At 62.7% G+C, this 12,206-nt stretch carries 12 protein-coding genes and 1 tRNA gene; 7 read left to right on the forward strand and 6 right to left on the reverse strand.

The window, feature by feature from the left end:
• Positions 1–49 precede the first annotated feature (49 nt).
• Positions 50–2,515 (forward strand): adenylate/guanylate cyclase domain-containing protein, encoded by a 2,466-nt coding sequence (locus tag EOA49_RS05750; protein ID WP_127240735.1) that lies wholly within the window; start codon positions 50–52, stop codon positions 2,513–2,515.
• Positions 2,516–2,602: 87 nt separating this feature from the next.
• On the opposite strand, the gene EOA49_RS05755 is transcribed toward EOA49_RS05750, so the two are convergent.
• A tRNA-Met gene (locus EOA49_RS05755) sits at positions 2,603–2,679 on the reverse strand.
• Between the two features lie 229 nt (positions 2,680–2,908).
• Here EOA49_RS05755 and EOA49_RS05760 point away from each other — a divergent pair.
• Complete coding sequence (locus tag EOA49_RS05760; protein ID WP_066994138.1) at positions 2,909–3,874, forward strand: Gfo/Idh/MocA family oxidoreductase; 966 nt, start codon at positions 2,909–2,911, stop codon at positions 3,872–3,874.
• Between the two features lie 52 nt (positions 3,875–3,926).
• Here EOA49_RS05760 and mnmA read toward each other — a convergent pair whose 3' ends face one another.
• Positions 3,927–5,117: a tRNA 2-thiouridine(34) synthase MnmA gene (gene mnmA / locus EOA49_RS05765; RefSeq protein WP_095781230.1), complete on the reverse strand. Its 1,191-nt coding sequence runs from the start codon at positions 5,115–5,117 to the stop codon at positions 3,927–3,929.
• A 257-nt stretch (positions 5,118–5,374) separates the two neighbouring features.
• Here mnmA and EOA49_RS05770 point away from each other — a divergent pair, with 257 nt between their 5' ends.
• Positions 5,375–5,650 (forward strand): DUF1153 domain-containing protein, encoded by a 276-nt coding sequence (locus EOA49_RS05770; RefSeq protein WP_006203587.1) that lies wholly within the window; start codon positions 5,375–5,377, stop codon positions 5,648–5,650.
• 66 nt (positions 5,651–5,716) lie between these two features.
• Here the strand turns inward: EOA49_RS05770 and EOA49_RS05775 are convergent, their stop codons facing one another.
• A complete protein-coding gene (locus tag EOA49_RS05775; RefSeq protein ID WP_127243087.1) occupies positions 5,717–6,643 on the reverse strand; it encodes an NADP-dependent oxidoreductase in 927 nt (308 codons plus the stop codon).
• Positions 6,644–6,733: 90 nt separating this feature from the next.
• Here EOA49_RS05775 and EOA49_RS05780 point away from each other — a divergent pair, with 90 nt between their 5' ends.
• Positions 6,734–7,141 carry a helix-turn-helix domain-containing protein gene (locus EOA49_RS05780; protein WP_095777256.1) on the forward strand — a complete coding sequence of 136 codons (408 nt, stop codon included), beginning with the start codon at positions 6,734–6,736 and terminating at the stop codon, positions 7,139–7,141.
• A gap of 79 nt (positions 7,142–7,220) precedes the next feature.
• Here the strand turns inward: EOA49_RS05780 and EOA49_RS05785 are convergent, their stop codons facing one another.
• Complete coding sequence (locus tag EOA49_RS05785) at positions 7,221–7,598, reverse strand: flagellar export protein FliJ (RefSeq protein ID WP_095777257.1); 378 nt, start codon at positions 7,596–7,598, stop codon at positions 7,221–7,223.
• Between the two features lie 449 nt (positions 7,599–8,047).
• Between EOA49_RS05785 and ctrA the strand changes: the two genes are divergently transcribed.
• Complete coding sequence (gene ctrA / locus EOA49_RS05790) at positions 8,048–8,743, forward strand: cell cycle two-component system response regulator CtrA (protein WP_006203583.1); 696 nt, start codon at positions 8,048–8,050, stop codon at positions 8,741–8,743.
• Positions 8,744–8,806: 63 nt separating this feature from the next.
• Here ctrA and EOA49_RS05795 read toward each other — a convergent pair whose 3' ends face one another.
• Together EOA49_RS05795 and EOA49_RS05800 are read right to left on the reverse strand one after the other, a co-directional pair.
• The gene (locus EOA49_RS05795; protein ID WP_127217419.1) at positions 8,807–9,175 is read right to left on the reverse strand and encodes a response regulator; all 369 of its coding nucleotides are present in this window, start codon (positions 9,173–9,175) and stop codon (positions 8,807–8,809) included.
• A gap of 233 nt (positions 9,176–9,408) precedes the next feature.
• A complete protein-coding gene (locus EOA49_RS05800) occupies positions 9,409–10,038 on the reverse strand; it encodes a histidine phosphotransferase family protein (protein ID WP_067326376.1) in 630 nt (209 codons plus the stop codon).
• 386 nt (positions 10,039–10,424) lie between these two features.
• Here EOA49_RS05800 and EOA49_RS05805 point away from each other — a divergent pair, with 386 nt between their 5' ends.
• Together EOA49_RS05805 and EOA49_RS05810 are read left to right on the forward strand one after the other, a co-directional pair.
• Positions 10,425–10,961, forward strand: a complete 537-nt coding sequence (locus tag EOA49_RS05805) for an EipA family protein (protein WP_245299591.1) — start codon at positions 10,425–10,427, stop codon at positions 10,959–10,961.
• Positions 10,962–11,098: 137 nt separating this feature from the next.
• Positions 11,099–12,206 (forward strand): hypothetical protein (locus tag EOA49_RS05810; RefSeq protein WP_127243088.1); only part of this gene is annotated, 1,108 nt, incomplete at its 3' end.

Raw genomic sequence — 12,206 nt, forward strand, 5'->3', positions numbered from 1 at the left:
GTCTAGTCTGATGCAGACCAGTGTGGCTGGATTGTTCCGACTCCCCACGATGCTTGAACGCCTCGGCATACGCGGTCGGCTGTTGCTCGCCTTTTTCGGGATCAGCGGCCTTGCGGTGCTGGCTACCGCTGCGGCGCTTTATGCCTTCCTCGAAGTCGGCGACGTTGTCGACCGAATCACCACGGATCGGGTGCCGCCGGCGTTGGCTTCCCTCCAGCTGTCGCGCCAGGCCGAACGGGTCGCTGCTGCCGCGCCATCGGTGCTGGCGGCGACAAGCAGGGCTCAGCACAGCAAGGTCTCGGCGGCCGTCGCGCTCGAGATGTCCCGCCTCGAGGCCCTGCGTACGGATCTCAGAGATGCTACGCTGGGCACAGTGCCTTTAGCTGAGATCGAGGAAGCTGCGGTTGTCCTGAGGCGCAACCTGAAGGAGCTCGACTCTCTTGTTGTCGCCCGCCTCGATGTGGTCGCCCGCAAGGAGGAGCTTCTGAACCGCCTCGCCGCGACGACGACCGGCAGCCAACGCCTTCTGGCCACCGGCATCGTGGTGATGGATTCCAGGCTCCCGCAATGGCGGGCGGTCGCGGCCGATACGTCGCTGTCGCCCGATCGACGCGCAGCGACAATGGCCGACATGGTCCACGCGATTGCGGCTTACATCCCCCAGCAGAAGGCGCTGCTGGAGATCTCGGCGGTCAACGACGCGCTGGTGAAGGCCGCGACCGCGCCCACGCGAGGCGACCTGGCGTTGATCCTGTTTCCGCTGCACCGCTCGCTTGCCGCTCTGGAAACGGCTTCCTCGGAGATCGACGAAAAGCTGCAAACCCGTTTTCGGCTGCGGGTGGACGAGTTCGAGGCACTCACCGATGGTGAGAGCAGCATCCCGAAGGCACGGGAGGAGGAGCTTGCGGTCCTCGCGCAGGGCGAAAAACTTCTGGCCGAAAACAATCGGCTGTCGCGCAGTCTGACCGCAGCCGTCGACCGTCTTGTCGCCGCAGCGGACCGCGAGATCGCTGCCTCCGGTCGCGAAGCCGCGCTCGTCCAGCGCTACGGCACCGGAGTTGTCCTCGGCTCTGCCTTTCTCAGCCTGTTGAGCTCGGTTCTGGTCGTCTGGCTCTATGTCGACCGCAGCCTTCTCGCCCGTCTGGGAGCGGTGAGTCAGGGCATGCTCGCGATCGCGGGCGGCGACCTTCGTGCTCCGCTGCCGGCGGCGGGCAGCGACGAAATCGGGCGCATGGCCGAGGCGCTGAGCCTCTTCCGGGATACCGCTGTCGAGGTCGAGGAAAAGAACCTGCGCGACGTTGCAGAAGCGCGTCAGCGGCTGGTCGATGCCATCGAAAGCATTTCCGAAGGTTTCGCTCTCTATGACAAAGAGGACTGGCTTGTCCTTAGCAACAGCCGCTACCGCGAACTGCTATACGCCGGTCTGGAGGCAGAGCTAACCCCCGGCATGGCATTCGAGGAGATCATTCGCCGATCCGCGGAGCGTGGCTACATCAGGGATGCCGAGGGTCGGGTCGATGAGTGGGTCGCGGAGCGCCTATGGCGGCACCGTAACCCCGGCGAACCGTGGGTGCAGCGGCGGGGCGACGGACGATGGATCATGATAAGCGAGCGGCGGATCAGCGCCGGCGGCACGGTCGCCGTCTATTCGGACATCACCGAGCTGAAGCAAAGGGAGGAGAACCTCGCCGAGAAGTCCGCTGCCCTGGAAGCGCTTTCCAGCAAGCTGGCCAAATATCTGGCGCCCCAAGTGTACAGCTCGATATTCACCGGCCGCCAAGACGTTAGAATCGCCAGCCAGCGTAAGAAGCTGACCATATGCTTCTCCGATATCGCCGGCTTTACCGAGACCACCGACAAGATGGAATCCGAGGATCTCACCCAGCTCCTCAATCACTACCTGACGGAAATGTCGAAAATCGCGTTGGATCATGGTGCCACGATCGACAAGTACGTCGGCGACGCGATCCTGATGTTTTTCGGCGACCCTGAGACGCGCGGCGTCAAGCAGGACGCGCTGGCTTGCGTGCAGATGGCGCTTGCCATGCAAAAGCGGATCAGCGAGCTTACGGAGGTCTGGCGGGACATGGGGATCGAAACACCGCTGCGCTGCCGCATCGGCATCCATACCGACTACTGCACCGTCGGTAACTTCGGCAGCGAGGACCGGATGGATTACACGATAATCGGCGGCGCCGTGAATCTCGCCTCGCGCCTGGAACAAGAGGCGGCTCCGGGGACCATCCTCATTTCCTACGAGACGTTTGCGCAAGTGAAGGACACGATCGATTGTGAGGAGATGGGGCACGTCCAGGTCAAGGGCATCGCCTATCCGGTCGCTACCTACCGCGTCATCAAGGCCAATCTAGCGGGCGCCTGTCGCGTTGTTCGAACCGAGCTGCCGCACTTCAGGCTGGAACTTGAACCGGGGCTGATGTCCGCCGATGAGCGTGGCGGTGCCGCCACTGCGCTTCGAGACGCGCTGGACCGGCTTTCCCACAAGCCCGGGCAGTAGGAGTTGGGCGCCGCGCCTGCCGGCAAATCACCGAAGCCGCGTCCGAGCAAGTCACGACTACGTATCCGGGCCGGACATGGGTTGAGGTGGTAGCGGAGGAGGGACTTGAACCCCCGACCCCAGGATTATGATTCCCGTGCTCTAACCAACTGAGCTACTCCGCCAGGAGCGGCGAAGAGGCTCGAAGAACCACACCGGTCGTGGGCAATTCGAGGCGTTCGCCAAGGTCGCGCGGATATAAGGTTGGCAGGGTAAAGCTGTCAAGCCGCACGCATCAGCATAATCTCATCCCGGAAAAGCCGCGCCGGGCAGACGCTGAAGCGCATGCATCGGGGTTGAGTTCGACGGGGCACGTCGCTATGTCTCGGCCACGAAATTCTAGAGTTTGAGCGAATGAAGCCGCGCATCGCCGTCCTCGGTTGCGGATACTGGGGCAGCAACCACATCCGCACCCTCAAGGCGCTTGGCGCGCTCCATGCCGTTTCCGACGTCAACCGTGCCCGCGCCGAAGGCTTTGCCAGCGAGCAGGACTGCCTGGCGATCGGGCCGGACCAGTTGTTCGAGCGCGCCGATGTCGACGCCATTGTCATGGCGCTGCCGCCGCAGTTCCATGCCGACATGGCGCTGCGCGCCATCGAGGGCGGCAAGGACGTGCTGGTGGAGAAGCCGATCGCGCTGACGGTCGCGGACGCCGAGCGTTCGGTGCAGGCGGCCAGGAACAATGGCTGCGTCTTCATGGTGGGTCACGTGCTGCGCTTCCACCCCGCCTTCGAGACGCTGAAGGCGCTGATCGACAATGGCGAGCTTGGTGAGGTGCGCTACATCCACTCGCACCGGCTCGGCCTTGGCAAGTTCCACACCGAGAACGACGCGCTCTGGGACCTTGCGCCGCATGACCTCTCGATGATCCTCGCCATCACCGGCACCGAGCCGATCGAGGTCAGGGGCGAGGGCGCGGCACTGCTCGACAACCTCAGCGACTTCGCGCATCTGCACATGCGCTTTCCGAACGGCGTGCGCAGCCATCTCTTCGCTTCTCGTCTCAATCCCTATCGCGAGCGCCGGCTGACCGTGGTCGGAACCAAGGCGATGGCGGTGTTCGACGATGTCGAGCCGTGGGAGCGCAAGCTTGCCGTCTACAGGCACGCTGTCTGGCAGGACAGCGGCCAGTGGGCGTTCACCGCCAACGAGCCTTCCTACGTTGCGGTCGGCGAAGGCATGCCGCTGACGCGCGAGCTCGCCCACTTCATGCAGTGCATCGAGACGCGCGCCGAACCCCGCACCGACGGCGAGGAAGCGATCCGGGTGCTGCGCATCCTGACGGCTGGGACGGTGGCGCATAGCGGGTCGCCCGCTTAAGGCGCGACCACAAAAGGAATCCTGAGGCAAAGCGCCCGATTGAAGGCGTGGGTTACTCGGCGGGGACGTGCGCGGGCTGCTGCGCAAGCCTGGACAGCATCGCCTCGGCCTCGGCGCCGCGCTCGGAGCGCTCGATAAAGCCGCCGCCATAGACTCGCGCCTCATCGCCGTCATCGGAATAGAGCACGCAGGCCTGTCCGGGCGCGATGCCGGATTCGCCGTCGACCAGCTCGACCGAGGTCACGCCGTCGCGGTGATGCAGCACGGCCGGGCGCGGCGGCCGGGTCGAACGGACTTTTGCGAAAAGCTCGATCCCGCCGGCCGGAACGTCGGAGAGCGGGCCGTCGCCGAGCCAGTTCATGGCGCGCAGGTAGATCCTGTGCGTCTCCAGCGCCTCGCGCGGGCCGACAATGACGCGGGCGCGGTCGGCGTCGAGATGGACGACATAGAGCGGCTCGCCCGAAGCGATGCCGATGCCGCGGCGCTGGCCGATCGTGTAGCGCAAGATGCCTTCGTGACGCCCGAGCACGCGACCGTCGATATGGACAATATCGCCCGGATTGGCGGCCGCCGGCTTCAGCTTGGCGATAATGTCGGAGTACTTGCCCTGCGGCACGAAGCAGATGTCCTGGCTGTCCTGCTTGGCGGCGACCGTCAGCCCCATCTCCTCGGCGATCGCCCGCACCTGCGGCTTGGGAAGTCCGCCGAGCGGGAAGCGCAGATAGTCGATCTGCGCCTGGGTCGTGGCGAACAGGAAATAGCTCTGGTCGCGGTCTGCATCGACCGGCCTGTAGAGCGCGCGATGCGCGCCATTGGCGCGCGAGCGGATGTAATGGCCCGTGGCCAAAGCATCGGCGCCGAGATCCTGGGCGGTGGCCAAAAGGTCCGCGAACTTGACCGTCTGGTTGCAGGACACGCAGGGGATGGGCGTCTCGCCGGCGACGTAGCTCTCGGCGAAGGGATCGATGACAGCCTTGCGGAAGCGCTCTTCATAGTCGAGCACGTAATGCGGGATGCCGAGCGTCTCGGAAACGCGGCGGGCATCGTCGATGTCCTGGCCGGCGCAGCAGGAACCGGCGCGGTGCGTTGCCGCGCCGTGGTCGTAAAGCTGCAGGGTGACGCCGACGACATCATAGCCTTCGCGCTTGAGGATGCCGGCAACGACCGATGAATCGACGCCGCCCGACATCGCGACGACGACGCGGGTGTCTTCTGGGCGTCCGGGAAGATCGAGGCTGTTCATGGTTCTTTCAATCTGCGTGGCGCTGGCTGCCAATGGCCGGAATATAGGTCAAGCATCCCGGCGGCGCCAGCTTGGCTCCTCAAGCGATTTTATCGGGCAAAATCAGGGCCGGACCGCGATTATCTCAAATGCCGAACGAAAACCTAACGCGACGTTCACGATCCTTACCTAGTCATTAGGCTTCGCTTAGGCAATTTTTAAAGCTGTGGCGGTATGGTGGCGGGGATTGGGTCTTTGAGTTTTTAGTAGAGAGTACGATGACCGATCTGGTTAGACCTAGAGTCAAATATGTTATCGGGCCCGACGGCAGCCCTCTCACGATAGCCGATCTACCGCCGACGAATACACGGCGCTGGGTTATCCGGCGCAAGGCGGAAGTGGTCGCGGCGGTTCGCGGCGGACTGCTCAGCCTGGAAGAGGCCTGCCAACGCTACAAGCTGACCACCGAGGAGTTTCTCTCCTGGCAGGCATCGATCGACGAATATGGCCTTGCCGGGCTGCGCACGACGCGGATCCAGCAGTACCGGCACTAGGCCAGCGCCGGAACCCAAAGAAGGGCGCGGAACTCCGCGCCCTTTTGCTTCCGGGATCTGCGCTGATCAAACCGTCAGCACAACCTTGCCGATCGGTCGGGTGGCGAGGAAGGCATGGGCGGCACCCGCCTGGTTCAGCGGAAAAGCCTTCGCCACGTGCACGGCGAGCTTCCTGGCATCGACTAGCCTGGCGAGTTCCACCAGCCCCTCGCGATCCGGCACCACCGACATGCGCTCGACGCGGATGTTGCGCTCCCCGGCCTTGACCCTTGTCGCATCGTGGACGTTGAGCAGCGACACCAGCACGCCGCCTTCGCGCAGCACTTTCAGCGACCGGTCGGCATGGTCGCCGCCCATGGCGTCCAGCACTAGATCCATATCGCGGACCTGTTCGGTGAAATCGCCTTTGGTGTAGTCGACGACCTCATCGGCGCCGATCGAGCGGACGTAATCAAGCTTGTCCGGGCTCGCAGTGGCGATGACCCAGGCGCCGCGCGCCTTGGCTATCTGCACGGCAAGATGGCCGACGCCGCCGGCGCCGGCGTGGATCAGGACGCGCTGGCCGGATTGCAAACCGCCGTGGCGGACGAGACCCTGCCAGGCGGTCAGCCCGGCCAGCGGCAGCGCCGCGGCTTGGGCATGGTCGATGGCGGCAGGCTTGGCTGCGATCTCGTCCACCGGCGTGGCGACGAACTCGGCATAGGCGGCGGCCTGCTTGGGGAAGCGCGGCATGCCGAAGACCGCATCGCCGACCTTGAAGGCGGTCACGCCGGTGCCCAGCGCCTCGACGGTGCCCGAGATATCCCAGCCGAGAATGAAAGGTGGTTCGCCGATGAGAGGGAAGTAGCCGGCGCGCACCGCGCCATCGACCGGGTTGATGCCCGCGGCCTTGACGCGGACCAGAACTTCGCTGGCCTTGGGCGAGGGGGCCGGCTGTTCGGCGACGAAAAGGACGTCGGGTTCGCCAACGGAATTCTGGGTAACGGCACGCATTGGATGCTCTCCTGCTTGATTGCTGCCGCTATCATTTGGATAGTAACAATCGCTTGTCTAGTATGCACCTTTCGGATATATAGGTATCTCATGGATAGTGAAGACAGCGGTTCCTTTGGCTACGATGCATTCCGGCGCACATGCCCGTCGCATACGGTGCTCGAAATGCTGGCCAGCAAATGGGTCTATCTGACGGTTTGCGCGTTGCGGCGCGGCCGCCTGCGCAATGGCGAGCTCGCCCGCAAGCTGGAAGGCATCACGCCGAAAATGCTGACGCAGACGCTGCGCGTGCTGGAGCGCGACGGGCTCGTCCGGCGCGAGGTCTATCCGGTCATACCGCCGAGGGTCGAGTATGAATTGACGGAGCTCGGCCAGAACCTTGCGGGACTGCTCAGCCAGATCAGGTCCTGGGCGGAAGAGCATGCCCCCGACATCAAGGAAGCCCGAGCGCGGGCATCGGTGGACCATCAGGATGATGAAACGGCGATGCTGCCCTAGGCCGGAGGCCGGGCTTTTTCGGCTCGTGGTTCGAAACGGCGATCAGGCAGCGCTCCGAGGGATCAATTGCGCTCGGCGGTCAGCCGATCATGGCGCTGCGGCCGCCCACTTCCGCGTCGCGGATCTTGCTGTCGCGCGATTCCAGCATCTCCGCCTTGGAAAGCTCCGCTTCAGCTTCGCCGAGTAATGATTCGGCCATGGTTCGCTGCTGGGCGAGATCGTTCTGCGAGTTCCTGAGGTTGTCGCGGCGCAGTCGTGCCGCCTTGGCGAAGGTCGGATAGGCAAAATGATTGATGTCGGTGATGCCGGCTTTTTTCTCTTCAGCGACGATTTGCGCCTCCAACTCGACGGCCATGCGTTCGAATTCGGCGATCATCATGTCCAGCTGCAACAGCTGGCGCCGCTTCTCATTCACCTGAAACTGCTTCAGCCGAACGAGGTTTTCACGTGACTTCATGACTCGGTACTCCGCAAAACGCACACCTGCATATCGTCCCATCGACCTCGAAAGGCCTACGCGTCGCCCGTTTCCACCGGCTTTCCCCGCTCTATGGGAAACAAAGCCCTAAAGATTTTTGCCGGCGGTAACCATTCGTTTACGGGCATTGTTAATCATACGGGCGAGGACTTAAGGCCGGGTAAAAATTCCGGACAGCGGCAGGAAGCGCGGCCTGCGAGTCTCTGGAGTCACTTAGGCTTGCTTATTAATGTGGTACATGAGCGATTTGGGTCTACGATTCGTTATTAGATTCAAGTGGGTGTAGAAAGGGGTTAAAAAATCTGATATCGTGACCGACACGAAATTAGGATTTGTTAACCAGTCGGTGGCACCTTCTGTTCAGGCAATCACTGCTCCGGGTTCGGGACGGGTCGTGACGCGACTCGGCGGCAGAAAAGGGGAATGAAATGCGTGTTCTGCTGATTGAAGACGACAGTGCAACCGCACAGAGCATCGAGTTGATGCTGAAATCGGAAAGCTTCAACGTCTATACGACCGACCTTGGCGAAGAAGGGGTCGATCTCGGCAAGCTCTACGATTACGACATCATCCTCCTCGATCTTAACCTTCCCGACATGTCGGGCTACGAGGTGCTGCGCACGCTTCGCCTCTCCAAGGTCAAGACGCCGATCCTGATCCTCTCCGGCATGGCCGGCATCGAGGATAAGGTGCGCGGCCTCGGCTTCGGCGCCGACGACTATATGACCAAGCCTTTCCACAAGGACGAGCTGGTGGCGCGCATCCACGCCATCGTGCGCCGCTCCAAGGGCCACGCCCAGTCGGTCATCACCACCGGCGACCTGGTGGTCAATCTCGACGCCAAGACGGTCGAGGTGGGCGGCCAGCGCGTGCACCTGACCGGCAAGGAATATCAGATGCTTGAGCTGCTCTCGCTGCGCAAGGGCACGACCCTTACCAAGGAAATGTTCCTCAACCACCTCTATGGCGGCATGGACGAGCCGGAACTGAAGATCATCGACGTCTTCATCTGCAAGCTGCGCAAGAAGCTCGACGCAGCGTCCGGCGGCCAGAATTACATCGAGACGGTGTGGGGCCGCGGCTATGTGCTGCGTGAGCCGGAAGACATCCGCGTCAGCGCCTGATCCTCTGCCAATTCACACAAAACCCGGCCCAGGCCGGGTTTTTTGTTTGGGGTGTCGAAAAGCTCAGGCCGCGATTTTCAGGAAGCGGAAGCTCTCGAGCAACTGCGCGCGGTTGAAGGGCTTCAGCAGGTAACCCTGGGCGCCGGCACGTTTCGCTCGCATGATCGAGCCGACATCGACTTCGACGAGCGAGACCAGGATCTGCGGCTTGACGGGGCTTTCGATGGCACGGATGCGGCGAATGAGGTCGACCGCCTGCATATCCGGCAGGCCGCCGTCGACAACAATGACATCGGGCATGTCGCCGGAGCAGATCTCGATCGCATCAAGCCCGCTGGCCGCCTCGAAGACCACGATGTCCGAGCCGCCAAGGATACGCTTCGCGACCTTCCTGATGACGCTCGAGTCATCCACGAACAGGCAGCGTTTCATTTCCGGGTCCTCTTTGCCATCTGCCGAACCGGCAATCCGGTAACCGTGAGGCACCCTAGAACAATCTGGTAAAGAAGCCGAAAAGCGGTTAGGTAAAGTTTTTCCAAAGAACCGCTTTGCGCGGTTTTGGCCTGCGATGCACCTACAGTTCCAGGCGGCAGGCAATGCTTCGATCGCACTGCCAGCTGCAAGATCAGTGACAATGGATACTTGACCTGTTCTTGGCTGTCGCCTCAGGCCGCCGACAACACGATCTCATCGGCCGTCGCATGGATCGAGATCGTCATGTTCGCCTCGCGCGCCAGAAGCAGCGTGTAATAAGGCTGGACCGAGTGGGCGTCGATTGGCTCCTCGGGCTTGTGGCCCGAATGCAGCTCGAGGAATTTCGGCGGCACCCGCAGCATGGGGCCGCTCGCCGACAGCGAGAAACGCGGTTCGGTCTCGAGGTTCTCCAACGTGACAACCAGCCTGCCGCCACGCGGTATGGCGGCATTGGCGACAAGAATGAGATTGAGCAGAAGCTTGACCTTGTTCTTGGGCAGCAGCGCGCGGGCGCCGTTCCAGACAAGTTCCGGCTTCTCGTTCTTCAGGAAGGCAATGGCCACGGCCTCGGCGTCGCCGGTATCGATCATCATGCCGGCGGAGCCCGCGGCGCCGAAGGCGATGCGGGCAAACTGCAGCCGCGCCGAGGCGTTCCTGGCGCTCTGGCGAATCAGCTTCATGGCGTCTTCGTCGGCGCCGCCTTCATCGAGCAGTTCGAGGCCGTTGTTTATGGCGCCGACCGGGGAAATGATGTCGTGGCATACGCGGCTGCACAAAAGCGCAGCCAGATCGGGGGCGGAGAGGGTGAAGAGCTCGGCCATCGGAGAAATCCCTGCTGGTTCACATGTCATGGCCGAACGTTGTCGCGCCCGCTACGCGAATCACGCTCTTTTCCAAGGCCTTCTGAATACACAGCGTCCGTCCATGCATCAACAAATCCACAGCTGCGGACAGCGAAAATGGTGCGTGATGCCGCGAAATTGAGGCTGATAGAGATCGTGTCAGGCTCTTCAGCCCTCGAACCGCCATCTTCCTGCGCCAGCTTAATGGTTGAAAAAGGATTACGGCATAGTTTGCCCGTAACAGTCATCTCGAAACGGCCGCCAAGAGCCGTAGGGATACGAGGCGTCGGCGAAAGTGCTCCCTGACGGAGATTGGAAGCATGTTTTCCCGATTCTTTGACCGGATGTTCGTCCGCGTCCTCACCATGACGATCGCCCTCTCGGGTGCTCTCATCCTCTCAACCTCGGCGTCGCGGGCCCAGGAATACACCGCGCAAGAGATTGTCGATTCCGGCCACAAGTTCTTCGGCGCGACGTCGGGAGGCCTCGCCACCGTGGTCGAAAAGGTGTTCGCGTCCTACGGCCTGCCAAACGGTTATCTGCTCGGCGAGGAGGGATCCGGCGCGCTGATCGGCGGCCTGACCTATGGCGAGGGCACGCTGTACACCAAGAACGCCGGCGACCATAAGGTGTTCTGGCAAGGCCCATCGCTCGGCTGGGATTTCGGCGGCGAAGGCTCGCGCGTGATGATGCTGGTCTACAATCTCGACGATATCAGCAGCCTCTACAACCGCTTCGGCGGCGTCGCCGGATCGGCTTATGTCGTGGCGGGCGTCGGCTTCAACGTGCTGCAAAGCAACAGAGTGCTGCTCGTTCCGATCCGCACCGGGGTCGGTGCCCGGCTCGGCGTCAATCTCGGCTATCTGAAGCTGACCGAGCGGGCGACGTGGAATCCGTTCTGACCGGACAGGATTGCCACAGCCGCTCGGATAAGACTGATCGTGCCGCGGCGTGCTCTTGCCGCGGCGCTGGATTTCCGCCATGCCAAGGTGGCACAGTCGGCATGGCGGGTTGCCGCCTCGCATACGGATAGTCCACCTTGGTCCAGTCGATCCTGTTCTTCGCACTCGGCTTCCTCTGCGCGGCCTTTCTGGTGTCGCTGATCGCGCCGGCCGTCTGGCGGCGGGCCGTCGTGTTGACACGCCGGCGCCTTGAGGCCTCGATGCCGCTGACGCCTGCCGAGATGCTGGCCGAGAAGGACCGTATCCGCGCCGAGTTCGCCATGAACACGCGCCGACTCGAGATGAACATCAAAAATCTGAAGGAAAAGATGGCCGAGCAACTGGTCGAGATCGGCCGCGCCCAGGAGGCCCTGAAGGGACTGGCGGTCGAGAAGAAGGACAAGACTCAGGCGCTTTCCGATCTGCAGGCCAAGAACGCGGAGCTCAGGCTGCGCGAGGAAGAGTTGCACAAGCTTACAGAAAAGCTGGCGCAGGCGGAGCGCTCGCTGGAGAAGCGCGCGCTGGAGCTGCAAAAGCTCGAGCAGATGTATGACGAAGCCAGCTTTTCTTCCTCAAACCGCCAGATCGAGCTCGTCGCCCGCGATTCGGAACTGGACAAGCTTGCCAATGACATTGCGGTGCTGCGCAGCCAGCGCAAGGAAGCGGACCGGCGCAATCAGGAACTGGCAGCGGAAAGCAAAGCCGCCAGGGACGCGCTCAAGGCGGAGAAGAAACGGACGGCCGAGCTGGACAAGAAGGTCGAACGGCTGCTTGCAACGCTTGCCGACCGCGAGGAAAAGCTGGACAGGCGCGAAAAGGAGCTTGCGCGGATGCGCGAACGCCCAAGCAAAGATCATGCGGTAAATGGCGGAACGCATAAGGCCGACGAAGTCCAAGGGATCGACAATGCCATCGCCAAGCTCGAAGGCGATCGCGAGCGGCTGGAGGCGCGGCTGACGGCGCTTGCGCGGGAGAACAAGCGGCTCAAGACCGATCTTGCCGCGCTGGAAACGGCACAGCCCGAACAGGCAGCCGAGGCACCGCGCGCCGGTGCGGCGCTTCGCGAACAAATGAACGAACTGGCCGCCGAGGTCGTCAACCTGACGATGAGGCTGGAAGGGCCGGATTCGCCGATCGCCAAGGCCTTGGCGATCGGCGAATCCGGCCCTTCCAGCCTCATCGTCAGGTTGACGACCTCGGCGGCCA

Origin of the sequence: Mesorhizobium sp. M1A.F.Ca.IN.020.04.1.1, from assembly GCF_003997315.1 — a bacterium.
Classification (GTDB): Bacteria; Pseudomonadota; Alphaproteobacteria; order Rhizobiales; family Rhizobiaceae; genus Mesorhizobium.